This window comes from Brachybacterium huguangmaarense (assembly GCF_025725725.1).
Lineage (GTDB): Bacteria > Actinomycetota > Actinomycetes > Actinomycetales > Dermabacteraceae > Brachybacterium > Brachybacterium huguangmaarense.
On the sequence record NZ_CP107020.1, the window covers coordinates 3,038,597 to 3,061,832 of the forward strand.

Sequence of the window (23,236 nt, forward strand, 5' to 3'; positions counted from 1 at the left end):
GGCACCGGCCCGGCTCCACGTAGAATCGCCCCATGGCACGTCGGCTCCTGCTTCCGTAGCCGCGTCGAGCAAGGCCTCCACCGAGGCATCGACGCGGCTCCCCCGTCGCGCGCCGCTGCGGTCCGCGCGGGGTCCCATCATCAGGAGCATTCCCGGAACCACAGCCCTGCGCGCGCAGGAACGAGGAGATCCCCCATGAGCGAGGCACCGTACCGCTACACGGCCGCGATGGCCGACGAGATCGAGAAGGACTGGCAGCAGCGGTGGGCCGAGGACGGCACCTTCGACGCCCCCAACCCGACGGGCCCCCTCGCCGACGGCACGCCGACCGCCGAGCTGGGCGAGAAGGCCTTCATCATGGATATGTTCCCCTACCCCTCGGGGTCCGGTCTGCACGTCGGCCACCCGCTCGGGTACATCGCGACCGACGTGATGGCGCGCCATCAGCGCATGCTGGGCAGGAACGTGCTGTACACGATGGGCTACGACGCCTTCGGCCTGCCCGCCGAGCAGTACGCCGTGCAGACGGGCACCCATCCGCGCACGACCACCGAGGCGAACATCGCCAACATGCGCCGCCAGCTGCACCGCCTGGGCCTGTCGCACGATCCGCGCCGCTCCTTCGCGACCACCGACCCCGAGTTCGTGCGCTGGACGCAGTGGATCTTCCTGCGGCTGTTCGACTCGTGGTACGACCCGGAGGCCCCCAACGTCGACGGGATCGTCGGACGCGGCCGACCGATCGCCGAACTGCGCGAAGAGCTGCGCGCCGGCACGGTGGACCCGTTCGCGCTCGCCGACCGCCAGGGCATCACGCTGCCCGAGCAGTGGCGCGGGCGCACCGTCGCCGACGTCGCCGCCTCCTCCGACGTGGAGATCGCCCGCCTGGCGGAGTCCTTCCGCCTGGCCTACATCTCCGAGACGCCCGTCAACTGGTCGCCCGGGCTGGGCACCGTGCTGGCCAACGAGGAGGTCACCAACGAGGGCCGCTCCGAGGTGGGCAACTTCCCCGTCTTCACGCGCACGCTGCGCCAGTGGAACATGCGCATCACCGCGTACGCCGACCGGCTGCTCGAGGACCTGGACCGCGTGGACTGGCCCGAGTCGGTGCGCTCGATGCAGCGCAACTGGATCGGCCGCTCCCACGGCGCGCAGGTGACGTTCCCGGTCGAGGGGCTGGGCGCCGAGGGCACGCCCGAGGTCCCGACCTTCGACGTGTTCACCACGCGCGCCGACACCCTGTTCGGCGCGACCTTCGCGGTGCTGGCTCCCGAGCACGAGCTGCTGGCCGACGTGCAGGCCCTGCCCGCCGTCTGGCCCGAGGGCACCGAGCAGGCCTGGAAGGGCGGCCTCGCCGTCGCCTCGCCGCGTGAGGCCGTCGCCGCCTACCAGGCGCGCGCGGCCGCCCAGGACGACGCCGACCGCACCGCCGAGGGCCGCGAGAAGACGGGCGTCTTCACGGGCCTGTACGCGCTCAACCCGATGGACGGCCGACGCATCCCCGTCTTCACCGCGGACTACGTGCTGACCGGCTACGGCACCGGCGCGATCATGGCGGTCCCCGCCGAGGACGAGCGCGACCACGCCTTCGCCGAGGCGTTCGACCTGCCGGTGATCCGCACCGTGCGCCCGCCCGAGGGCTTCGAGGGCGGCGCGTGGACCGGCGACGGCGAGAAGATCAACTCCGCGAGCGCGGGCCTGGACCTCAACGGCCTGGACAAGGAGGAGGCCAAGCGCCGCGCGACCGCGTACGCCGAGGAGCAGGGCTTCGGGCGCGCCCGCACCACCTACCGGCTGCGGGACTGGCTGTTCTCGCGCCAGCGCTACTGGGGCGAGCCGTTCCCGATCGTCTACGACCCCGCCGATCCGGAGACGCCGATCGCGCTGCCCGCCTCGATGCTGCCGGTGGACCTGCCCGAGATCACCGACTTCTCGCCCAAGACGTTCGATCCGATGGACGCCGAGACCGAGCCGCAGACCCCGCTGTCGCGCGCCGAGGACTGGGTCGAGGTCGAGCTGGACCTGGGCGATGGCCCGCGGACCTACCACCGCGAGACCAATGTGATGCCGCAGTGGGCGGGCTCGTCGTGGTACCCGCTGCGCTACGTCGACCCCACCAACGACGAGCGGCTGGTGGACCCGGAGAACGAGGCCTACTGGATGGGGCCGCGGCGCGAGGGCGACGTGGGCGGCGTGGACCTGTACGTCGGGGGCGTCGAGCACGCGGTGCTGCACCTGCTGTACTCGCGGTTCTGGCACAAGGTGCTGTTCGACCGCGGCGACGTGTCGAGCCAGGAGCCCTTCCACCGCCTGTTCAACCAGGGGTACATCCAGGCCTTCGCCTACACCGACTCCCGCGGCGTGTACGTGCCCGCGGCCGAGGTGGTCGAGGAGGCCGACGGCACCTTCACGTATCACGGCGAGAGCGTGCGCCAGGAGTACGGGAAGATGGGCAAGTCCCTCAAGAACTCCGTCTCGCCCGACGAGATGTACGAGGAGTACGGGGCCGACACGCTGCGCGTGTATGAGATGTCGATGGGGCCGCTGGACCTGTCACGACCGTGGGACACGCGCGCCGTGGTCGGCTCCCAGCGCTTCCTGCAGCGCCTGTGGCGCCTCGTCGTCGACGAGCAGACCGGCGAGGTCGTCGTGAGCGACGCCGAGGCCGATGTGCCCACCCGCCAGGCCGTGCACCGCACCATCGAGGGCGTCACGCGCGACATGGGGCAGATGGGCTTCAACACGGCGATCGCCAAGCTGATCGAGCTGGTCAACCACCTCACGAAGGCGGGAGCCCAGGGCACCGGCGGGGCCGTGGTCTCGGGGGCCCCGCGCGAGGCCGTCGAGCCGCTCGTGCTCATGGTCTCGCCGTTCGCCCCGCACCTCGCCGAGGAGCTGTGGACGCGCCTGGGCCATGAGGGCTCGATCTCCCGCGTCGCCTATCCCGTGGCCGATCCCCGCTACGTCGTCGCGGAGACCGTCACGTGCGTCGTGCAGGTCAAGGGCAAGGTCAAGCACCGTCTCGAGGTCGCGACCGACGTGACGGACGCGGACCTGGAGGCCCTCGTCCTGGGCGAGGAGAAGGTGCGCCAGCTGCTCGAGGGCCAGACGGTGCGCAAGGTGATCGTGCGCGCGCCCAAGCTCGTCAACATCGTCGTGTGATCGTGCGGCCGCGTCCGACGCGGACGCGGCCGCACACGAGGAGGCCCCGTCGCGGATCGAATCCGATCCGCGACGGGGCCTCCTGCGCGCCGTGCCCGCTCAGCGGCCGGCGTGCGCCGGCTCGGGGGTGGGGGCCACGGAGAGCACGAGCGCGTCGACGTCGGGGTCGACGTCCACGTGCACCGTCTCGTCGTCGTGCACCTCGCCGCGCAGGATGAGCCGGGCGAGGGAGTCGCCGATCTCCTTCTGCACGAGCCGCTTGAGCGGCCGGGCGCCGTAGAGCGGGTCGAAGCCCTTGTCCGCGAGCCACTGGGTGGCCGTACCGGACACGTCGAGCGTGATGCGGCGATCGGCGAGCCGGTCGTCGAGAGCCGCGATCTGCAGCGTCACGATGCGCGCGAGCTCCGTGGGGCTCAGCGGATCGAACAGGACGATGTCGTCGAGGCGGTTGAGGAACTCGGGCTTGAACGACGCCCGCACGACGCTCATCACCGCGTCCTGGCGCGCCGCCTGGTCGAGGCCGGGATCCTGGAGGAACTGCGCCCCCAGGTTCGAGGTCAGGATCAGGATCGTGTTGCGGAAGTCGACCGTGCGGCCCTGGCCGTCGGTGAGGCGGCCGTCGTCGAGCACCTGCAGGAGGATGTCGAAGACGTCCGGATGCGCCTTCTCGATCTCGTCGAGCAGCACGACCGTGTAGGGGCGCCGCCGGACCGCCTCGGTGAGCTGGCCGCCCTCCTCGTAGCCGACGTACCCCGGAGGGGCGCCGACCAGACGCGAGACGGTGTGCTTCTCGGCGTACTCGGACATGTCGATGCGCACCATGGCGCGCTCGTCGTCGAACAGGAACTCCGCGAGCGCCTTGGCGAGCTCGGTCTTGCCGACGCCGGTGGGGCCGAGGAACAGGAACGAGCCGGTCGGGCGGTTCGGGTCGGAGATCCCGGCCCGCGCCCGCCGGACCGCGTCCGACACCTCGCTCACCGCGCGCCGCTGGCCGATCAGGCGCCGACCGATGATGTCCTCCATCTCGAGCAGCTTCTGCGTCTCGGACTGCAGCAGGCGACCGGCCGGGATGCCGGTCCACGAGCCCACGACCTCGGCGATGTCGTCGGGGCCGACGCGCTCGGAGACCATGGGCTTCTCATCGTCGGGCAGATCGCCGCTCTGCTCCTTCTCCTCGGCGTCCACGAGCTCCTTCTTGAGCGTGGGGATGTCGCCGTAGAGGATCTTGGAGGCCGCGGACAGGTCGCCCTCGCGCTGGGCGCGGTCGGCCTGCATGCGCAGCTGCTCGAGGCGGGCACGCAGCTCGCCGACCTGGTTGAGGCCGGCCTTCTCGCGCTCCCACCGCGCCGACAGCTCGTCCATCTGCTCGGTGCGGTCGGCGAGCTGTCCGCGCACGGACTCGAGCTGGGCCACCGAGCCGGCGTCGTCGGAGCCCGCGAGCGCGAGCTCCTCCATCTTCAGGCGGTCGACCTGGCGGCGCAGGATGTCGAGCTCCACGGGCGAGGAGTCGAGCTCCATGCGCAGGCGCGAGGCGGCCTCGTCGACCAGGTCGATGGCCTTGTCGGGCAGCTGACGCCCGCTGATGTACCGGTCCGAGAGGGTCGCGGCGGCCACGAGTGCGGCGTCGGAGATGGAGACCTTGTGGTGGGCCTCGTACTTCTCCTTGAGCCCGCGCAGGATCGTGATGGTGTCCTCGACGCTCGGCTCGCCGACGAAGACCTGCTGGAAGCGGCGCTCGAGCGCCGGGTCCTTCTCGATGTTCTCGCGGTACTCGTCCAGCGTGGTCGCACCGACCATGCGCAGCTCGCCGCGCGCGAGCATGGGCTTGAGCATGTTGCCCGCGTCCATCGAGCCGTCGCCGCTGCCGCCCGCCCCGACGACCGTGTGCAGCTCGTCGATGAAGGTGATGATCTGGCCGCCCGAGGTGCGGATCTCGTCGAGCACGGACTTCATCCGCTCCTCGAACTCGCCGCGGTACTTCGAGCCCGCGACCATCGAGGACAGGTCGAGGGAGACGAGCGTCTTGCCGCGCAGCGACTCGGGCACGTCGCCCGCGACGATGCGCTGGGCCAGTCCCTCGACGACGGCCGTCTTGCCGACGCCGGGCTCGCCGATCAGGACCGGGTTGTTCTTGGTGCGGCGCGACAGCACCTGCACCACGCGCCGGATCTCGGCGTCCCGGCCGATCACCGGGTCCAGGCGCCCCTCACGGGCCTGCTCGGTGAGATCGACCCCGAACTTCTCCAGGCTCTTGAAGGAGCCCTCCGGGTTCTCCGTGTCCATGCTGCCGCCTCCTCTGAGATCGCTGATGGCATCGCGCAGCTGTGCGGGGGTCGCGCCGGCGTCGGCGAGCAGGCGCGCCGCCTCGTCCGAACCGAGGGCGATGCCGATCATCAGGTTCTCGGTGGACAGGTAGGTCTGGCCCTGGGAGTCCGCGTCCTTGCGCGCGGCCTCGAGGGCGTCGTAGCCGGGCCCGACGAACGTCGGGTGGCGATCGCCGCCGCCGCTCACGCGGGGCAGCGTCCCGATCGCGTCGGCGACGCGACGGGCGAGGGCGGGCAGGTCGGCGCCGAGCTGCTCGAGCGCGGCGCGGCCGATACCGTCCTTCTGGTCGATGAGGGCCGACAGGAGGTGCAGCGCGGCGATCTGCGGGTTCCCGAGCTCCTCCGCGAGCTCGGCCGCCGCCGTCACGGCCTCCTGCGACCGGGTGGTGAAGCGGAATTCCACTGCATCTCCTCGGGTGCTGGTCGGTGGTGGTCGGGGGCGCTCCGAGTCGGGCGCCGCCCGGGGTCCTGGGACCCACGCTCTCCACAACGTCGCCAGGGTTGAGCGTATTCCGCTCAACCCTGCTGATCGGTCCGTCCACAGTCCTCGGACCCATGGTGTGCGTCACAGGTAGTATCGGGCCAGGACCACGTCCGTGCACGCCTCCTCCGAGCACGTCGCGATCCCGTCTGTCCTGTCAGCTCCCTCTGTCCCGTCCTCATCATCCCCGAGCCTTCCCGAGCAGGAGACCTCGTGTCCCATCCCAACCCGTACGGCCCTCCGCCCTCGACCACGCCCGACCCCTCGCCCTGGAGTCCAATCCCGGCGAGCGGGACGGGGACCGAGCCCACCGCTCCCGCCTCCGCCGCGGCCCCGGCCCCGCGCCGCGAGAACGTCGTGGTGCGCCTCCTCAAGGGACTCGTCGACTTCTCCTTCCGGCGCTCCGTGCTCGTCGACGGCGCCGGCGTCGTCTACGCCGTGTGCATCGCGGCGATGGTGCTCACCTGGCTGTTCTGGCTGCTCGTCGCCTCCCTGGTCGGCTTCTCGTCGGCCGGGTACGGCTACTACGACGACGAGCTGCTCGCGCCGTGGCTGCCCGTCGTCGTGCTCCTGCTGGGGTGGATCCCGGCCCTGCTCGGCATCATCATCGCGCGCGTGTCGATCGAGTTCATGACCTCGACCGTGCGCACGGCCCACGAGACCCAGGCCTCCGCCGACCTGCTGCGGCACCTCGTCGCCCGTGCGGACGAGGCGGCGCAGCAGCCCGACGCCGACGGGACGCACGCATGAGCCAGCCGCCGCCCCAGCGCCCGGGCCAGATCATGCCCAACGGACGCCCTCGTCCCGGGGCCGCACCCGGCGCACCGGGCGCACCGGGAACCTCGCCGCTGCCCTCCCAGCCCCCGCAGGTCGACTACGGCCTGCCCCGCCTGTACGACACGTCCGTGCGCCCCGCGTCCGGCCTGACCCGGCCGCGCTACGCGCCCCACGGCGTGCAGCAGCCGCAGCAGGCCCAGCCGCAGAGCGCATGGGCCACCCAGACCCGTCGCATCGAGCAGGTCCAGGCGCAGGGGACCCCGGTGCCCGTCGGCACGATCGTCTCGTGGGTGCTCGCGGGCCTGCTCGGCCTGATCCTGCTGATCGTGCTCGCCGGCGGCTTCATCATGTTCGCCCTCAACGGCAGCTCGAGTCCCGCCCTGTGGGCGGTCTACGCGTTCATCGCCCTGCTGTCGCTCATCGTGATCGTCGGGCTGATCGTGCTGGCCGACCGCTGGGACCCCCAGCCCCTGCCCCTCCTGCTGATCGCCGTGTTCTGGGGCGCCGCGATCGCCGCGTCGATCGCGTACGTCGTCAACACCGCGATCTTCTACGTCCTGTACGCGGTCACGCGCAGCGAGGCCACGACGACCTTCGTCGGCTCGACGATCGGCGCGCCGATCGTCGAGGAGACCTCCAAGGGGCTCGGCCTGGTGCTGCTGCTCCTGGTGGCGCGCAAGTTCTTCAACGGTCCGCTCGACGGCCTCGTCTACGGCGCGCTCATCGGCGGCGGCTTCGCGTTCGTCGAGAACATCCAGTACTACCTGTCGGTCCCGGAGGCCGGCGGGACCTTCACCCAGAGCCTGTTCCTCGTGTTCGTGCGCGGGGTGATCGGGATCTTCGGGCACTCGGTGTACACGTCCCTGACCGGTGTCGTGATGGGCCTCGTGGTCCGCAAGTGGGGCACCCTGCCGGGCGCACTCGTGTTCCTCGTCGCGACCTGGCCCGGCATGTTCCTGCACGCGTGCTGGAACGGGGGCACGAGCATCGCCCAGGACAGCCTGGGGCTGGGCGGGCTGATCCTCATGCTCGTCGTCGAGGTCATCTTCTCGGGGCTGTGGCTCGCGCTCATCGGGGTGCTCGTGTTCGACGAGTCGCGCCTGACCCGCGTGCGTCTGGGCGACTACGCCAACCAGGGCTGGCTCACCCACCAGGAGGTCGACATGCTCGCGACGTGGAAGGGGAGGCGCGAGGGGCGGCGCTGGGCGCGCTCGATCGACGCCGGCCCCGTCATGAAGACCTTCATCCGCGAGTCGGCCGCCCTCGCCTCGACCCGCCAGCGCCTGCTGGCCGACGGGGCGAGCCCCAAGGGCCTCGCCGAGGAGCGCCGCCTGCTGGACCGGCTGACCACCAACCGGCAGGCCCTGCTCGCGCACGTGCGCTGACCGGCGCGGGGTCAGTCCCGTCCGCGGAGGTGGTCGATCTCGCGGCGCTCCTTCTTGGTGGGGCGCCCTGTGCCCTGATCGCGCCGGGGCGGCCGGGCGAGCATCTGCGGCGGCGCGGGCGGGGTGAGGTCCTCGTAGGCGCCGCGCGCGACGGGGGCGCCCGCCCGGCGCCCGAGCAGGCGGCGCACCCGGTAGACGTGCTCGACGCCGGGACGGCGCACCCGCACCTCGTCGCCCACGTGCACGGCCTGCGCCGCCTTGACGGGGTTGCCGTTCAGGCGCACGTGGCCGCCGCGGCAGTCGGTCGTCGCGGCCGACCGGGTGCGGGCCAGGCGCACCGACCACAGCCAGACGTCCAGGCGCACCTGGGCGGGGTCGCCGGGCTGGGGCTCCGTGGGGCCGATCGGCGGGGCCTGCTCGGGCACGCTCATCGGTCCTCGTCGGGCCCGGGCGGCAGGATGATGCGCGGCCACGGGTCGGCCGCCTCGAGCTGGGCCGCGAGGGCGAGCAGGAGCGCCTCGTCGCCCGCGCGCACTGCACCCAGGTGCACGCCGAGCGGGAGCTCGACGCCGTCGAACCGCTCGCGGTGCACGGGGACGCTGATCGCGGCGCGGCCCGTCATGTTCCAGGTGCTCGTCCACGGCGTGAAGGCGCACTGCGCGTCGAAGTCGGCGGCGGGGTCCGCGAGCTGGAGCTGCTCGGGGTAGGCGGGCGGGCCCGAGAGGGAGGGGGTGAGCACGACGTCGTACGGTGCGAAGGCCTCCCCCGCGCGACGGGCGACGGTCTGCATGCCGGCCTGCGCGCGGGCGAGGTCGCGGGCGTCGTAGCGCCGCCCCTGCTCGCGCAGCCAGCGGGTGAGCGGCATCAGGTGCTCCTCCGCCTCCGGCGGCAGCGGGATGGAGGCGGCGCCCACGGTCCAGATCGGCATGAAGGCGCGCCACTGCTCGGGCGTGAACGGCGCGCCGATGGTCTCGACGGCGTGCCCGTGGGCGACAAGGGTCTCGCGCGCCCGCTCGACCGCGCGCAGGGCCGCGGGGTGGATCTCGGTGTCGATGTTGAGCGGCTCGGTCAGCACCGCGATCCGCAGCGTGCGCGAGGCGCCGGCGTCGTCGCACGCGGTCACGTAGGAGCCGGGACGGGCGGCGAGGGGGAAGGCGTCGCCCGGGCGCACGTGCACGATCGCGTCGAGCCCTGCGGCGATGTCGCGCACGCTGCGCGCGAGGATCCCGTCGGCCACGAGGCCGGGGCCCTCGGTGCCCAGCGGGCCGGGCGAGACGAGCCCGCGCGACGTCTTGAGGCCGACGACGCCGCAGCAGGCGGCGGGGATGCGCACGCTGCCGCCGCCGTCGGTGCCGTGCGCGATCGGCACGATCCCGGAGGCGACGGCCGCGGCGGCCCCGCCGCTCGATCCGCCCGCCGTGCGCCGCAGGTCCCACGGCGTGCGGGCAGGCGCCGAGATCGCGGGCTCGGTGTAGCAGGGGAAGCCGAACTCCGGCACCGTGGTCTTGCCGATCGTCACCGTGCCGGCGGCGAGCAGGTCCTCGGCGACGCCGTCGGTCTGCTCGGCGACGGTGCCTCGCATCACGGCGCTCCCGGCCTCGAACGGCAGGCCGGCCACCGAGGCGAGGTCCTTGATGGGCAGGGGCACGCCGAGCAGGGGGCGCACGTCGCCCTCGGCGAGCGCGGCGTCGGCCTCGCGCGCCTGGCGCCGGGACAGCTCGCGGGCGAGATGGGCGAACGCGCCGACCCTCGGGCCGCGTGCGGCGGCGAGCGCGAGCACGGCCTCGGTGTGGTCGGCGACGCTCACGAGGCCCGCGCGGAGCGCCCGCGCGAGGTCGAGGGCGCCGAGCGAGGCGGGATCCTCGTCGCCGAGCGGGGCGGCGCCTGCGCGGGGAGCGGTGCTCATGCCGGCAGGGCTGTCTCGTCGCGCACGTGGTCGACGATGCCGGGCACGGCGGCGTCGATGAGCGCGGCGGCGCTCGCGAAGTCGTCCTCGTCGCCGTACCAGGGGTCGCGGATGCCGAGGTCGCCGTGCGCCGCGGGGTCGAACTCCCGGATCAGGTGGATCCGGTCGCGCGCGGCACCGGCCGTGCGGCGCAGCGGGCCCACATGGTCCTCGTCGAGGGCGAGGATGAGGTCGGCCGCGTGCAGGTCCGCGGGGGTCATGTGGCGGGCGCGATGGTCCGAGGCGTCGATCCCGCGGGCGGCGAGCAGGGAGCCGGCTCGCGGATCGATCCGCTCGCCCTCCTCCCACGAGGTGGTGCCCACCGAGTCGACGTCGACCCGGTCGTCGAGCCCCGCCTGGACGAAGGCCTCCCGCAGGAGGTACTCGGCCATCGGGGACCGGCAGATGTTCCCGGTGCAGACGGTCAGCACCCGGTAGGGCATCGCGCTCTCCCCTGATCGCTCGGAACGTGCCGGCGCGGGCACGCCGCCCGAGGGGGGCGGCCCCGGCGCGGGCGGGACGGTCCCCCACGCTACACTCCCCCTCATGCCCGCGCCCCTCATCTGGCACATCACCGAGCTCGGCCTGTGGGAGGACGGCGTTCTCGCCGGGCGCTACACGGCCTCGACGCGCGGACGCGACCTGGCCCAGGAGGGCTACATCCACGCCTCGTGGCCCGAGCAGATCTCGGCCGTCGCCCGCCGTGTCTACCCGGACCGTCCCGACGATCTCGTGATCCTCGAGATCGACGTCGACCGGGTCGAGGCCGCCGGGATGCGCGTCGAGTTCGAGCCGGGGACCGACGGCGACGACAGCGAGCAGACCTATCCGCACGTGCTCGGCCCGATCCCGATCGACGCGGTGCTGCGTCTGCGGCGCACCAAATGGGTCGGCCGCGAGTTCGTCGTCATCGCGTGAGCCCACGTGCGCGCCGCCGGGCTCCGGGCCGGGCGGACGCGGCACCGAGGAACCCCTCAGAAAGCGTCCTTACGATGACGGCCATGCCCGTGAGCGACGCGTCCCGTGCCCCGAGCGTCCCGGCGGCGCTCGCGGAGGCCGCGCACCGCTCCCCGCACGCCGTGGCCCTCGAGCATCGCGGGCGCCGCCGCACGTACGCGCGGCTCCTGGACGACGTCGCCCGGCTCGCCCGGGGACTCTACGAGCTCGGCGTGCGGCCGGGCCATCGGGTCGCCATCGTGTGCGAGATGCACCCTGAGGCGGTCATCGCCTTCCATGCCGCCCTGCGGATCGGCGCGGTCGCGGTGCTGCACGACCCCACCTCGACGGCGCGCGAGCTGCGTCGCGCCTTCGAGGACCATTCCGCGGTCGTCGCGATCGCCGACCGGCAGGCGATCCCGGCCCTGCGCCACCTCCCGCCGGACGTGCACCCCAAGGCCGTGATCGCGGTCGACCCGCCGTGCCGCACATCGGTGCGGGTGCGCCGCGCGATGCAGGCACGGCTCGCGGCCGTACAGCACCTGCGCCGGCTCCCGCTGCGGCACCGGCCCCGCCCCCTCGACCACGCGATCCCGTGGCGGCTGCTGCTCGCCTCCTCGCCGCTCTCCCCCGCCCACCCGCAGCCCGCCGCACGGGACCTCGCGCTCCTGCAGTACACGATCGGCGCCGACGGGGAGCTGCTCGGGGCGATGCTCACCCACGCCAACCTGGTGGCGAGCGCGCGGCAGCTCGGCTCGCTGTGGCGCGACGAGGTCTCGGCGTGCGTGTGCGCGACGGTGCCCCTGCACGAGCCGGCCGGCGCCTACGTGGGGCTCATCTCGGCCCTGCTCGACGGCGGATCGCTCGTGCTCGCCCCCTCGACCGACGACGCCCTCGCGGCACTGCGTCGCGGACGGGCGACCGTGCTCGCCGCGACCCCGCCGGTCCTGCACCGGCTCGCGCGCGCGGCCGCCGAGACGGGCGGGGACCTCTCGGCCGTGCATCGCGCCCTGACCCTGCAGCAGGACCTCGATGCCGAGCTCGCCCGGCGGTGGCGCGAGCTGACCCGCTGCCCCGTCGACATCGGCTACGTCCGGGCCGAGTGCGGCATCTCGGTCGCGGGCACCTTCGACGCCGAGCACCCGGACGCGCTGGGACGGGCGCTGCCGGAGGTGCGGGTGAGCGTGGGGGCCGACGCCGAGCTGTTCATCGCGGGGCCGCAGGTGTTCCACGGCTACTGGAACCGCCCCGACGAGACCGCCCACGTCCTCTCGGGCGACGGGTGGATGCGCACGGGCGACCGCGCGCATCTCGCCGCCGGCCGGGGCATCGACCACCTGCTCGCCTCACGGGCCCGGATCGTCACCCCCGACGGCCGCTCGGTCTCGCCCCTCGAGGTCGCCGCGACCCTCATGGGCCATCCCGACGTCGTCGAGGCGCGCGTGGGCGGCACGGCGCTCGACGGCGGCGGCGAGGAGGTCGAGGCCGCGGTGGTCCTGCGCGACGGGTCGGCGTGCACCGCCGAGGACCTGCGCCGCTTCGTGGGCCAGCGCCTGTCCCCCGTCAAGGTGCCCGCGCGCATCGCGATCCTCGCCGGGGGCGCTGCGCAGTAGCATCGGGCATGGCCCGTTACCTCGACATCCATCCCGTCGACCCGCAGCCGCGGCTCATCGCGCAGGCCGTCCGCATCCTCTCCGAGGGCGGTCTGCTCGCCTACCCCACGGACTCCTGCTACGCGCTGGGGTGCACCCTCGATGCGCCCGAGGGGCTCGAGCGGATCCGGCGGATCCGCCAGGTCGGCAAGAACCACGACTTCACGCTCGTGTGCGCGGACTTCGCGCAGCTCAGCCAGTTCGTGATCGTCTCCAACCCGGTGTTCCGGCTGGTCAAGAACGCGACGCCGGGGCCGTACACGTTCATCCTGCCGGCCACCAAGGAGGTGCCGCGGCGCATGGCCCACCCCAAGAAGCACACGGTGGGCGTGCGGATCCCCGATCATCGGGTCGCCCAGGCGCTCGTGCGCGAGCTGGGAGAGCCCATCGTGTCCTCGACCCTGCTGCTGCCCGGCCACGAGGACCCGCCGACGGAGGGCTGGGTGGTCCAGGACCTGCTGGACCACCAGCTCGACGGGATCATCGACGCGGGCGAGGTGGGCACCGAGCCCACGACCGTGATCGACCTGTCGCGCGGCGAGCTCGAGATCCGGCGCGAGGGCGCCGGCGACGTCAGCCGTTTCTGACGCGGCGGGTCTCGAGCACGCCCGAGAACAGCAGGATCATGACGGCGTAGATCGGCATCAGCCACAGCGCGTAGCGCAGCGTGAAGGCGTCGGCGAGGGCTCCCACGACGGGCGGGGCCAGGAAGAAGCCGATGCGGGCGAGCCAGCCCACGAGCGTGATGCCGACGCCGGGGGTGACGCCCGGGAGCTCGTCGGCCGCACGGAAGGCGGCGGGGAAGAGGGTCGCGATGCCCCAGCCGGCGCACGCGAAGCCGATCATCGCGGTGGCGGGGTGGGGCGCCAGCAGGGCCAGGCTCATGCCCGCGATCGACAGCAGCGCGCCGAGCCGGGCGGTCATCCGGTCGCCGAGACGGTCCACGACCGCGTCGCCCGTGAAGCGGCCGATGGTCTGGGCTCCCTGGAGGGCGACGAAGGCCATGCCCGCGACGAACGGGGAGACCCCGAAGGTCGAGTCCATGAACTGGGCGCCCCACGTGTTGCCCGCGTCCTCGGTCGCACCCGCGAACACGAGCACCATGCCCAGGGCCAGCAGCATGCCCACGGCCCGCCCGCTCAGCTTCCAGGCGCTCAGGCGGCCGCCCGCCGGGGGCGCGACGGCGGCGTCGTTCGCCGAGGCGGCCGAGGCTCCCGCGGCGAGCGCCTCCCGCTCGCTCTGGTCGTGGCCCGTGAGCATGGAGCGGGCCGAGCCGAGGGCGACCGCGCCGAAGACGACCAGGCCCGCGATCCCCTGGGCCCACAGGGGCACCGCGAACTGGGCGCAGGCCGCGCCGAGCAGGCCGCCCGCGACGGCGCCGAGCGACCACCAGCCGTGGTAGGAGTTCATGATGGAGCGGCCGTAGCGGCGCTCGACCCGCATGCCGTGCGCGTTCATCGAGATGTCGGTGATCGCGTCGGCCGCGGTCGCGAGCAGGAGGGCTCCGGCGAGCCAGGCCCACGACTGCGCCGTGTAGATGAGCAGGTGGCACGTGCTCGCGACCACCTGGAACAGCACGGCGGTGCGCCCGGAGCCGAAGCGCCGCATGAGGGCGGCGGCTCCGAGGCCGGCCACGAGCCCGCCGAGCGGCCCGAGCCCGATGGCCAGGCCGAACTGCCCGTAGCTCAGGTCGAGGTTCGCGCGCAGCTCGGGATAGCGCGGCAGGATCGCGCAGAACGAGATCCCGTTGAGGAAGAAGACGAGGGAGACGGCCCAGCGGGCCCGACGGTCGGTCGGGGTGGGGCGGTCGGCCGTGACCGGGGCGGGGGCGGAGAGGGAGGACATCGCCCCGATCCTTTCACCCTGTCGCGGACGGGCGCGCGGGCGACCCGTACGCTGTGACCATGTCGACTCACATCGGGGCCCAGATGGGCCAGATCGCCCCCTACGTCCTCATGCCCGGCGACCCGTACCGGGCACGCTGGATCGCCGAGACCTTCCTCGAGGACCCCGTGCAGTACAACGACGTGCGCGGCATGCTCGGCTACACGGGGACCTACCGCGGGGTGCGGGTCTCCGCACAGGGGTCGGGGATGGGCCAGCCCTCGATCGGCATCTACGCGCACGAGCTGTTCGCCGACTACGACGTGCAGGCGATCCTGCGCGTGGGCACGTGCGGCGCGCTCGCCGAGTCGGTGCACGTGCGCGACGTGATCCTGGGCATGGCCGCCTCGACCGATTCCGCCATGAACCGCCCTCGCTTCGGGGACGTCACCTTCGCACCCGCCGCGGACTTCGAGCTGCTGCGCCATGCCTGGGACGTCGCCCAGGACAAGCTGCTGCCCGCCGTGGTGGGCGGCCTGTTCTCCTCCGATCAGTTCTACAACCCGAACACGACGATCTCCTCGACCCTCGCCGGCTACGGCGTGCTGGGCGTGGAGATGGAGGCGGCGGCCCTGTACACGCTCGCCGCGCAGTTCGGCCGTCGCGCCCTGGCCGTGTGCACGGTGTCCGACCACCTGCTCACGGGCGAGGAGACGACCTCGGCGGAGCGTCAGGAGACCTTCGAGGACATGATCGTGATGGCGCTCGAGGCCGTCGTCCGGCTCGACGGCGAGCGGGGCGGGCGCTGAGCCCTCTCCCTCACGGCGGGCCCGGGCGGCCCCATGAGCACGAGGAAGGGCCCCGATGCCGCGGCATCGGGGCCCTTCCTCAGGGGCGGTGGTCTCTCAGGTGAGGAACTTCGGGACGACCGTGAAGGTGCCGAACAGGGCGACCAGCACGGCCCCGAGGCCGCCGAGGAAGTAGGTGCCGTTGACCCAGTGGGCCGAGTAGTGGCCGAAGCCGAGGCTCAGCAGGTACAGACCGGCGCAGAAGAGGCCGAACAGCACGACGAACAGGACGATGCTGAGCGGCGTGGAGTTGCCGCCCGAGACCGTCTCGGTCGACGTGGTCGCGTGGGCGCCGTCATCGGGCGTGTGGCTCATGCTGTCTCCTCCGTGATCCCGCGGGTCGCGCTCCATCCTAGACCAGCGGCCGCGGCCCCGGGACGCGCGGCGCCCGCGCTGCCGTCGCCACGAAGGCGGACACGATGCCCTCGCCGGCCGCCTCGGCCGCCGTGAGCTCGGGATGCCACTGCACGGCGACGACGGGCGACCCGTCCCGGGCCTCGAGGGCGAGGGCGAGACCGCTGGCGTGGCGGGCGACGACGCGCAGGCCCTCGCCGCAGTCCGCGACGCCCTGGTGGTGGTAGGCGGGCACGGTCGCGACGGTGCCGACCGCGAGCGCGACATCGCTCGCGGCGTCGATCGCGACCTCGACCTCGGTGACGCGGGCCGCCGAGGCCGGGTGCCGGGGCAGGTCCTCGGCGAGGTGCTGGTGGAGGGTGCCGCCCTCGGCGACGGCGATCAGCTGCAGGCCGCGGCAGATGCCGAGCACGGGGATCCCGGCGCGCCGCGCCGCGTGGTAGGCGGCCACCTCGAACGCGTCGCGGTCGCGGTCGGGGGCGAAGTCGCTCGGCAGGGCCGAGGCGCCGTAGAGGGCCGGGTCGAGATCGGTGCCGCCCGTGAGCACGAGGCCGTCGAGCTCGGCGATCTCCTCGTCGGTCCACGGGTCCTGGGGGGCGAGGATCACGGGCCGGGCGCCCGCCGCGCGCAGGGCGGCAACGTAGTGCTCGGTCAGCACGACCGCCTCGTGCCCCTCCCAGGCGCCGGACATCAGGCGGGTGGTCCCCGCGGTCACGCCGATGAGCGGGCGACGTGCGCTGTGCTCAGCCATGAGATGTCCTTCCGTGCGCGGGTGGGTGCCGGGGCTCCGACGGTCCCCATGACATCGCGTCCGCTCGGGCCGGGGCGACCTCTGTGGCGCACTGTGAACGGCGTCCCCCGGACGGTCGCACGTCCCGCTGCCGTCTGCGCGACGGCCTCATCTCCCGGCGTCGTGCGCCGAGCCGGTCAGCCCTGGTCGTAGGCCTCCAGCGGCGGGCACGAGCACACGAGATGACGGTCGCCGTAGGCCTGGTCGATGCGCCGCACCGGCGGCCAGTACTTGGCCTGGACCTGCATCTGCTCGGTCATGTGGTAGCTGCCGTCGCGGAAGGCGCGCGCGGCGGCCACGCCCGGGTAGACGGCGACCTCGCGCGAGTACGGGTGGGTCCACTGCTCGACGGCGATCGACGCGGCCGTGTGGGGTGCGTTGACGAGCGGGTTGTCGTCGGCGGGCCACACGCCCGCGACGACCTGCTCGGCCTCGGCGGCGATCGCGAGCATGGCCTCGACGAAGCGCTCGAGCTCGGGGAGGTCCTCGGACTCGGTGGGCTCGACCATGAGCGTGCCCGCGACGGGGAAGCTCATGGTCGGGGCGTGGAAGCCGTAGTCGACGAGGCGCTTGGCGACGTCGTCGACGGTGATCCCGGTGCGCGCCGTGAACGGCCGCAGGTCCAGGATGCACTCGTGGGCCACGAGCCCGTCGTCGCCCGTGTAGAGGATCTCGAAGGCCTCCGAGAGGCGGCGGGCGAGGTAGTTGGCCGCGAGCACCGCCGAGCCCGTGGCGTGGCGCAGACCCGCGGCCCCCATCAGCCGGATGTAGGCCCACGGGATCGGCAGGATCGACGGCGAGCCGTACGGGGCCTGCGAGACGGGCGCGCCGCCGTGCACGGCGGGGGCGCCGCCCGTGACGTGGTGCTCGGGGGCCTGCATCGCCGGGTGGCCGGGCAGGAACGGCGCGAGGTGCGCCTTGGCCGCGACCGGGCCGACGCCGGGGCCGCCGCCCCCGTGGGGGATGCAGAACGTCTTGTGCAGGTTCAGGTGGGAGACGTCGCCGCCGAACTCGCCGGGGCGGGCGACCTCGAGCAGGGCGTTGAGGTTGGCGCCGTCGACGTAGACCTGTCCCCCGGCGTCGTGCACGAGCTGGCAGACGGTGCGCACGTGCTCCTCGTAGACCCCGTGGGTCGAGGGGTAGGTGATCATGATCGCGGCGAGCTCGTCGCCGTGGTCCTTGATCTTCTGCTGGAGGTCCTCGACGTCGACGTTGCCGTGCTCGTCGGAGGCGACCACGACGACCCGCAGGCCCGCGAGCACCGCGGAGGCGGCGTTGGTGCCGTGCGCGCTCGCGGGCACGAGGCACACGGTGCGGGCGGACTCGCCGCGCGAGACGTGGTAGGCGCGGATCGCGAGCAGGCCCGCGAACTCGCCCTGGCTGCCGGCGTTGGGCTGCAGCGACACCGTGTCGTACCCGGTCACGGCGGCGAGCCACTGCTCGAGCTCGTCGATCAGGGTCAGGTATCCCTCGACGTCCTCGCGCGGCGCGAAGGGGTGCAGGGCCGAGAACTCGGGCCACGTGATCGCGCTCATCTCGACCGCCGCGTTGAGCTTCATGGTGCACGAGCCCAGCGGGATCATGCCGCGGTCCAGGGCGTAGTCCTTGTCGGCGAGCCGGCGGAGGAAGCGCATGAGCGCGGTCTCGGAGCGGAAGGAGCTGAACACGGGCTCGTCGAGGAAGGAGCTCGTGCGGTGCAGCTCGGCCGGCCAGGCGGCGCCGGGCTCGCTGAGCTCGTCGCCCTCGGAGGCGCCCTCGTGCGCCGAGTCGAGCGGGGCGAAGCCCTCGAAGACGAGGGCGATCGCGTCGAGCCGCTCGGCGTCGATGGTCTCGTCGAGGCTCACCCGCACGGTGTCCTCGTCGGTGACGTGCAGCAGGTAGCCCGCGTCGTGGGCGGCGCGGGCGAGCTCGCGGGCCCGGCCCGGGACGCGCACCGAGAGGGTGTCGAAGAACGCGGCGTGGACGAGCTCGAAGCCGTTGCGCTCGAGGTCGGCGGCGAGGTCCGCCGCACGGGCGGCGATCTGGCGGGCGATCCGGGTGAGCCCGTCGGGGCCGTGGTGCACGGCGTACATGGCGGCCATGACGGCCAGCAGCACCTGCGCGGTGCAGATGTTGGAGGTCGCCTTCTCGCGGCGTATGTGCTGCTCGCGGGTCTGCAGCGCCAGGCGGTAGGCGCGATGGCCGTCGGCGTCCTGGGAGACGCCGACGAGACGTCCGGGCAGCTGGCGCTCGAGCCCCCGGGTGACGGCCATGAAGGCGGCGTGCGGGCCGCCGAAGCCCATCGGCACGCCGAAGCGCTGGGAGGACCCGACCACGACGTCGGCCCCGAGCTCGCCGGGCGGGGTCAGCAGGGTCAGGGCGAGCAGGTCGGTCGCGACGACGCTGCGGCCCTTCAGCTCGCGGACGCGGGCCAGCAGCGGCGCCGGGTCCCAGACCAGGCCGGAGGCCGAGGGGTACTGCACGAGCACGCCGAAGGCGCCGTCGGCGAGCGCGGCCTCGGCGGAGGCCGGGTCCTTGAGGTCGGCGACCACGAGGTCGATGCCGACCGCCTCGGCGCGGCCGCGGACCACGGCGAGGGTCGCGGCGAACACGTCGCGGTCCACGACGAAGCGGGGGTTCTTCGCGCGGGTGGCGCGCCGCGCCAGGAGCATGCCCTCGGCGGCCGCGGTCGCCTCGTCGAGCATCGAGGAGTTGGCGATGTCCAGGCCCGTGAGCTCGGAGACCATCGTCTGGTAGGTCAGCAGCGCCTCGAGGCGGCCCTGGGAGATCTCGGGCTGGTAGGGCGTGTAGGCCGTGTACCAGGCGGGGTTCTCGAGGATGTTGCGCTGGATCACGGCGGGGGTGAGGGTGCCGTAGTAGCCCTCGCCGAGCAGGGAGGTGCGCACCGTGTTGTCGCGCGCGCGGGCCCGCAGCTCGTCGAGCACCTGCTGCTCGGTCGCGCCGTCGCCGAGCGCGTCGTCGGTGCGGGGGTCCAGGAGGATCGTGCCGGGGACCGCGGCGTGCAGGAGGGCGTCGAGGCTGTCGTACCCGAGGGCGGCGAGCATGGCCTCCTGGGCAGGGGCGTCGGTGCCGACGTGCCGGCGGACGAACGCGTCGTGATCGGTGAGGGCCATCGGGTGGTGCGTCTCCCTCACTCGCCGGTGAGCTCGGCGTAGGCCGCGGCGTCGAGCAGATCCTCGGGAAGAGCCGCGTAGCGCACCCGCACGAGCCATCCCTCCTCGTACGGCGAGGCGTTGACCTTCTCGGGCGCGTCGACCACGTCCTGGTTGACCTCGACGACCGTGCCGTCGATCGGGCTGAACAGCTCGGACACGGACTTGGTCGACTCGATCTCGCCCATCTCGGTGCCCGCGGAGACCTCCGCGCCCACCTCCGGCAGGTCGACGTAGACGACGTCGCCGAGCTGGCCCGCGGCGAAGGCGGTCACGCCGACGGTCGCGAGGTCGTCGGAGTCGACCCGGACCCATTCGTGGTCCGTCGAATACTGGAGGTCGTCGGTGGCTGCCATGGTGATGTCCTCTCGGAGGCGCGCCCGGGGCGCGCGGGGGTGATGGGGCGGGGCGGGGCGCTCAGGGGCGCGTGTAGAACGGGAGCTCGACGACCGTGACCGGCAGGTCCCTGCCGCGCACGTCGGCGACGAGCGCGGTCCCGACCGCGGAGGCGGCGGGGTCGACGAAGGCCATCGCGACGGGGTGGCCGAGCGTGGGCGACAGCGCGCCGGACGTGATGGCGCCGACCTGCGCGCCCTCGGGGGTGCGGACGGCGGAGCCGGCGCGCGCGGCGCGGCGGCCCTCGCCCGCGAGGCCCACGAGCACGGGGCGGCCGGAGGTGTCGGTGCGCTCGATCGCGCCGCGGCCCACGAAGTCGCCCTTGGAGGTGAGGGCGACGACCCGTCCCAGCCCGGACTGGGCGGGCAGCAGGTCGGGGCCGAGCTCGTGGCCGTACAGGGGCATGCCCGCCTCGAGGCGCAGGGTGTCGCGGCACGCGAGCCCGCACGGCACGAGGTCCTCGCCGCCGGCCCGTTCGAGGGTGTGCCACAGCTCCTCGGCGTGCGCGACCGGGGTGTACAGCTCGAAGCCGTCCTCGCCCGTGTAGCCGGTGCGCGCGACGAGCAGCTCGTCGCCGCCGAAGGTGCCGCGCAGCACCCGGTAGTAGCGCAGGGCGGCGATGTCCTGGACCGTCAGGCCCGTCCCCGTGCCGCCCATCACGGCCCGGGTCACGATGTCGGCGCTCGCGGGGCCCTGCACGGCGATCAGGGCGACCTCGCGGGAGTGGTCCTGCACGGCGGCGTCGAGCCCCTCGGCGCGGGCCGTGAGCTCACGGGCCACGAGGTCCGCGTTGGCGGCGTTGGCGACCACGAGGTAGCGCTCACCGGCCAGGCGGTAGGCGATCACGTCGTCGAGCACGCCGCCGTCCTCGTTCAGCAGGAGGGAGTACTTGGCGCGCCCCTCGGCGAGGGTCGACAACGAGCCGGCGAGCGCGCGGTCGAGGGCGTCGCCCGCCTGGGGTCCGACGACCTCGATCTCTCCCATGTGGGAGAGGTCGAAGATCCCCGCGCTCGTGCGCACCGCCGCGTGTTCGGCCAGGTCGGACGAGTATCGGACGGGCATCCTCCAGCCGGCGAAGTCCGTGAACGTCGCGCCGAGCTCCTGATGGATCGCATCGAGCGGGCTCGTCGCCAGGTCCTGGGAATCCATTCGGGCTCCTTCTCCCGCGGGACGCGCGGGGGGTCGGCGGGCCGCGGCGAGGGGTCGGTGCGCGGGCGCCGCTCATCGGGAAGTGGCGGTGCTCACTGTACCGCTCGCGGGGGTGCACACGGACCGGCCCCGGAACCGTCCCTGAAGTCCCGTCCACCGCGAGCGGTGCGCGGCTACAGTGATGCACGTGACACGGGAAGGCACGGCCGACTGGCCGATCAGGATCAGCGCCCGCCGTCTGGTGATCCGCGAGGGCACCGACCGCGATCGGGGTGCGGTGATCCGGCTGATGACCGATCCCGTCACCCGCGAGTACCTCGGCGGGACCGTCGACTACACCTCGCGCCAGGCGCTCGAGCTGTCCCCGCTCGGGCTGACGTGGGGCCGGTGGGTGGTCTGCCTCGCCGACGAGGACACCATGATCGGCTCCATCTCCCTCGACTACGACCGCGGGGAGCCCCAGCTCTCCTATGCGCTGCTGCCCGAGTACGTGGGCCACGGCTTCGCCGCGGAGGCGTGCATCGCCGTGCTCGACTGGGCGCAGAAGAACCTCGAGGACGATCACGTGATCGCGGTGACCCAGGCCCGCAACAAGCGGAGCGTCACCCTGCTCAAGCGGCTCGGCTTCACCGTGCGCCGCGGCCTCGAGGAGTTCGGCGCCCAGCAGCTGCTCATGGAGCGCCCGCTCGCCCTCGCGCTGCCCGAGGCCGAGGAGGTCGGCTCGACCGGCCCGCAGGCCACCGCCTCCTACCGCTGAGGGCCGGTCGCCGGGCAGAGCCGGGCAGCAGGGCGGGCCCCGCTCAGCCGCGCAGGACGGGACAGGTCATGCAGCGCGGTCCGCCGCGGCCGCGGCCGAGCTCGTTGCCGGCGATCTCGAGCACCTCGACGCCCTGGGCGCGCAGGTAGTCGTTGGTCGCGGTCGCCCGCTCGTACGCGATGACCCGCCCCGGGGCGACGGCGAAGACGTTGCATCCGTCGTCCCACTGCTCCCGGGCCGCCGCGTACCGGTCCAGCGGGGGTGTGAGCACGCGCAGCGCGTCGACCCGCATGCCCCGGGCGAGCACCGCGTCCATCTCGTCGGGGCCATGCGCGGCGGTGACGAAGCGGTCGCCCACGCGCTGCACCTCGTAGCTGGACAGTGCGCCGAGCCCCGCGTAGCGCGTGACCGACTCCGGGTCGACGACGGTCATCACCGTGTCCAGATGCATCATCGAGCGCCGGTGGGGCATCGCGAGGGCGATCACCGTGTGCGCGCCGCCGCCGCGCAGCAGCTCGCCCGCGAGACGCTCGGCTCCCGCGGTCGTCGTGCGCTCGGACAGGCCGATCGCGACCACGCCGTCCGAGAGCACGAGCACGTCGCCGCCCTCGACCGTGGCGGGGCCGTTGACGAGCCCGTCGCCCCAGGGCGTGGGGGCGCCGTCCGCTCCTCCTGCGAACAGCGGGTGGTGGCGGTAGATCATCGTCAGGTGCACGCTCTCGCGACGCCGTGCGGGGCGCTGCATCGAGTTGACGGCGACGCCGCGGCCAATCCACGCCGAGGTGTCGCGCGTGAAGAGATGGTTGGGCAGCGGGTCGAGCACGAAGTCCTCGGGCGCGAGGCGGCTCAGCGCGATCGAGCGCACCTGCACCCCGAGGGCCTCGACCTCCTCGCGCGTGATGCCCGCGATGAGCACCTCGGCGAGGTCGGCGGGCGAGAGCTCCTCGAGGCACGCGTGCAGGTCCTGCGCGGCGAGGTCCCCGAAGACGAGCGGGTCGAGGGTCGCGGCGAGCAGGTCGGTGCGGGCCTGCTCGATCTCGAGGGTCTGCTCGAGCAGCTCCGTGAGCAGCAGCACGCGCGCGCCCTCGGACCGCAGGAGCTCGCGGAAGGCGTCGTGCTCGGCCTGTGCCCGCTCGACCCACAGGATCTCGTCGAACAGGAAGCGATCGCGCGTCTCCGGGGTCAGGCGACGCATCTCGGCGCCCGGACGGTGTACGATCACCGTCCTCAGGGGGCTGATCTCGTCACGGATCCCGAAGTCGGTCGGGTCGATCGCGTCCATGGTGCCTCCGCTCACAGGTGGC

19 protein-coding genes are annotated in these 23,236 nt (G+C 73.3%); 8 read left to right on the top strand and 11 right to left on the bottom strand.

The genetic code is table 11. The annotated features are described in order from the left end of the window. Window positions 1-195 precede the first annotated feature (195 nt). Complete coding sequence (gene leuS / locus BRM3_RS14020) at window positions 196-3,162, top strand: leucine--tRNA ligase (protein WP_263593907.1); 2,967 nt, start codon at window positions 196-198, stop codon at window positions 3,160-3,162. A 99-nt stretch (window positions 3,163-3,261) separates the two neighbouring features. On the opposite strand, the gene clpB is transcribed toward leuS, so the two are convergent. Continuing rightward, entirely contained in the window at window positions 3,262-5,889 is a 2,628-nt protein-coding gene (gene clpB, locus BRM3_RS14025; RefSeq protein ID WP_263593908.1) for an ATP-dependent chaperone ClpB, read from the bottom strand. Window positions 5,890-6,180: 291 nt separating this feature from the next. Between clpB and BRM3_RS14030 the strand changes: the two genes are divergently transcribed. Together BRM3_RS14030 and BRM3_RS14035 are read left to right on the top strand one after the other, a co-directional pair. After that, window positions 6,181-6,717 carry a DUF4282 domain-containing protein gene (locus tag BRM3_RS14030; RefSeq protein WP_263593909.1) on the top strand — a complete coding sequence of 179 codons (537 nt, stop codon included), beginning with the start codon at window positions 6,181-6,183 and terminating at the stop codon, window positions 6,715-6,717. Beyond that, window positions 6,714-8,129, top strand: coding sequence for a PrsW family intramembrane metalloprotease (locus BRM3_RS14035; protein WP_263593910.1), 1,416 nt, complete (start codon window positions 6,714-6,716; stop codon window positions 8,127-8,129). Before BRM3_RS14030 ends, BRM3_RS14035 begins: the two co-directional genes overlap by 4 nt. A gap of 11 nt (window positions 8,130-8,140) precedes the next feature. Here BRM3_RS14035 and BRM3_RS14040 read toward each other — a convergent pair whose 3' ends face one another. The 3 genes from BRM3_RS14040 to BRM3_RS14050 are packed head-to-tail and all read right to left on the bottom strand — an operon-like array spanning window position 8,141 to window position 10,517. Then, window positions 8,141-8,560, bottom strand: coding sequence for an RNA-binding S4 domain-containing protein (locus BRM3_RS14040; protein WP_263593911.1), 420 nt, complete (start codon window positions 8,558-8,560; stop codon window positions 8,141-8,143). Beyond that, complete coding sequence (locus BRM3_RS14045; protein WP_263593912.1) at window positions 8,557-10,035, bottom strand: amidase; 1,479 nt, start codon at window positions 10,033-10,035, stop codon at window positions 8,557-8,559. The genes BRM3_RS14040 and BRM3_RS14045 overlap by 4 nt, the downstream gene beginning before the upstream one ends. Further along, a complete protein-coding gene (locus BRM3_RS14050) occupies window positions 10,032-10,517 on the bottom strand; it encodes a low molecular weight protein-tyrosine-phosphatase (protein ID WP_263593913.1) in 486 nt (161 codons plus the stop codon). The genes BRM3_RS14045 and BRM3_RS14050 overlap by 4 nt, the downstream gene beginning before the upstream one ends. Before the next feature lie 103 nt (window positions 10,518-10,620). On the opposite strand from BRM3_RS14050, the gene BRM3_RS14055 reads away from it, so the two are divergent. From BRM3_RS14055 to BRM3_RS14065, 3 genes are all read left to right on the top strand, one after another. Further along, window positions 10,621-10,992, top strand: coding sequence for a DUF952 domain-containing protein (locus BRM3_RS14055; protein WP_263593914.1), 372 nt, complete (start codon window positions 10,621-10,623; stop codon window positions 10,990-10,992). A gap of 83 nt (window positions 10,993-11,075) precedes the next feature. After that, complete coding sequence (locus tag BRM3_RS14060) at window positions 11,076-12,623, top strand: AMP-binding protein (RefSeq protein WP_263593915.1); 1,548 nt, start codon at window positions 11,076-11,078, stop codon at window positions 12,621-12,623. An 8-nt stretch (window positions 12,624-12,631) separates the two neighbouring features. After that, complete coding sequence (locus tag BRM3_RS14065; protein WP_263593916.1) at window positions 12,632-13,249, top strand: L-threonylcarbamoyladenylate synthase; 618 nt, start codon at window positions 12,632-12,634, stop codon at window positions 13,247-13,249. Here BRM3_RS14065 and BRM3_RS14070 read toward each other — a convergent pair. Next, window positions 13,236-14,507: an MFS transporter gene (locus BRM3_RS14070; RefSeq protein WP_263593917.1), complete on the bottom strand. Its 1,272-nt coding sequence runs from the start codon at window positions 14,505-14,507 to the stop codon at window positions 13,236-13,238. The genes BRM3_RS14065 and BRM3_RS14070 overlap by 14 nt on opposite strands. 59 nt (window positions 14,508-14,566) lie before the next feature. On the opposite strand from BRM3_RS14070, the gene deoD reads away from it, so the two are divergent. Beyond that, complete coding sequence (deoD, locus tag BRM3_RS14075; RefSeq protein ID WP_263593918.1) at window positions 14,567-15,295, top strand: purine-nucleoside phosphorylase; 729 nt, start codon at window positions 14,567-14,569, stop codon at window positions 15,293-15,295. Between the two features lie 96 nt (window positions 15,296-15,391). On the opposite strand, the gene BRM3_RS14080 is transcribed toward deoD, so the two are convergent. The 5 genes from BRM3_RS14080 to gcvT all read right to left on the bottom strand — a co-directional run bounded on the left by BRM3_RS14080 (window position 15,392) and on the right by gcvT (window position 21,175). Continuing rightward, on the bottom strand, window positions 15,392-15,649 hold the full coding sequence (locus tag BRM3_RS14080) for a hypothetical protein (RefSeq protein ID WP_263593919.1): 258 nt from the start codon (window positions 15,647-15,649) through the stop codon (window positions 15,392-15,394). A gap of 37 nt (window positions 15,650-15,686) precedes the next feature. Continuing rightward, window positions 15,687-16,439, bottom strand: a complete 753-nt coding sequence (locus tag BRM3_RS14085; protein ID WP_263593920.1) for a gamma-glutamyl-gamma-aminobutyrate hydrolase family protein — start codon at window positions 16,437-16,439, stop codon at window positions 15,687-15,689. A gap of 176 nt (window positions 16,440-16,615) precedes the next feature. Continuing rightward, window positions 16,616-19,591 carry an aminomethyl-transferring glycine dehydrogenase gene (gene gcvP, locus BRM3_RS14090; RefSeq protein WP_263593921.1) on the bottom strand — a complete coding sequence of 992 codons (2,976 nt, stop codon included), beginning with the start codon at window positions 19,589-19,591 and terminating at the stop codon, window positions 16,616-16,618. 17 nt (window positions 19,592-19,608) lie between these two features. After that, window positions 19,609-19,986 carry a glycine cleavage system protein GcvH gene (gene gcvH, locus BRM3_RS14095; RefSeq protein WP_263593922.1) on the bottom strand — a complete coding sequence of 126 codons (378 nt, stop codon included), beginning with the start codon at window positions 19,984-19,986 and terminating at the stop codon, window positions 19,609-19,611. A gap of 61 nt (window positions 19,987-20,047) precedes the next feature. Next, the gene (gene gcvT / locus BRM3_RS14100) at window positions 20,048-21,175 is read right to left on the bottom strand and encodes a glycine cleavage system aminomethyltransferase GcvT (protein WP_263593923.1); all 1,128 of its coding nucleotides are present in this window, start codon (window positions 21,173-21,175) and stop codon (window positions 20,048-20,050) included. 187 nt (window positions 21,176-21,362) lie between these two features. On the opposite strand from gcvT, the gene BRM3_RS14105 reads away from it, so the two are divergent. Next, entirely contained in the window at window positions 21,363-21,932 is a 570-nt protein-coding gene (locus BRM3_RS14105) for a GNAT family N-acetyltransferase (RefSeq protein ID WP_396126977.1), read from the top strand. Window positions 21,933-21,975: 43 nt separating this feature from the next. Here BRM3_RS14105 and BRM3_RS14110 read toward each other — a convergent pair whose 3' ends face one another. Beyond that, window positions 21,976-23,214: an arginine deiminase gene (locus BRM3_RS14110; protein ID WP_263593925.1), complete on the bottom strand. Its 1,239-nt coding sequence runs from the start codon at window positions 23,212-23,214 to the stop codon at window positions 21,976-21,978. Window positions 23,215-23,236 lie beyond the last annotated feature (22 nt).

Bases quoted from the DNA above. Each gene is read 5' to 3' on its own strand.
- BRM3_RS14060 (WP_263593915.1), top strand. From the start codon at position 11,076: ATGCCCGTGAGCGACGCGTCCCGTGCCCCGAGCGTCCCGGCGGCGCTC.
- gcvT (WP_263593923.1), bottom strand. From the start codon at position 21,175: ATGGATTCCCAGGACCTGGCGACGAGCCCGCTCGATGCGATCCATCAG.
- BRM3_RS14040 (WP_263593911.1), bottom strand. From the start codon at position 8,560: ATGAGCGTGCCCGAGCAGGCCCCGCCGATCGGCCCCACGGAGCCCCAG.
- BRM3_RS14035 (WP_263593910.1), top strand. From the start codon at position 6,714: ATGAGCCAGCCGCCGCCCCAGCGCCCGGGCCAGATCATGCCCAACGGA.
- BRM3_RS14055 (WP_263593914.1), top strand. From the start codon at position 10,621: ATGCCCGCGCCCCTCATCTGGCACATCACCGAGCTCGGCCTGTGGGAG.
- leuS (WP_263593907.1), top strand. From the start codon at position 196: ATGAGCGAGGCACCGTACCGCTACACGGCCGCGATGGCCGACGAGATC.
- BRM3_RS14065 (WP_263593916.1), top strand. From the start codon at position 12,632: ATGGCCCGTTACCTCGACATCCATCCCGTCGACCCGCAGCCGCGGCTC.
- gcvH (WP_263593922.1), bottom strand. From the start codon at position 19,986: ATGGCAGCCACCGACGACCTCCAGTATTCGACGGACCACGAATGGGTC.
- BRM3_RS14070 (WP_263593917.1), bottom strand. From the start codon at position 14,507: ATGTCCTCCCTCTCCGCCCCCGCCCCGGTCACGGCCGACCGCCCCACC.
- deoD (WP_263593918.1), top strand. From the start codon at position 14,567: ATGTCGACTCACATCGGGGCCCAGATGGGCCAGATCGCCCCCTACGTC.
- BRM3_RS14080 (WP_263593919.1), bottom strand. From the start codon at position 15,649: ATGAGCCACACGCCCGATGACGGCGCCCACGCGACCACGTCGACCGAG.
- BRM3_RS14050 (WP_263593913.1), bottom strand. From the start codon at position 10,517: ATGCCCTACCGGGTGCTGACCGTCTGCACCGGGAACATCTGCCGGTCC.
- BRM3_RS14085 (WP_263593920.1), bottom strand. From the start codon at position 16,439: ATGGCTGAGCACAGCGCACGTCGCCCGCTCATCGGCGTGACCGCGGGG.
- BRM3_RS14110 (WP_263593925.1), bottom strand. From the start codon at position 23,214: ATGGACGCGATCGACCCGACCGACTTCGGGATCCGTGACGAGATCAGC.
- BRM3_RS14045 (WP_263593912.1), bottom strand. From the start codon at position 10,035: ATGAGCACCGCTCCCCGCGCAGGCGCCGCCCCGCTCGGCGACGAGGAT.
- gcvP (WP_263593921.1), bottom strand. From the start codon at position 19,591: ATGGCCCTCACCGATCACGACGCGTTCGTCCGCCGGCACGTCGGCACC.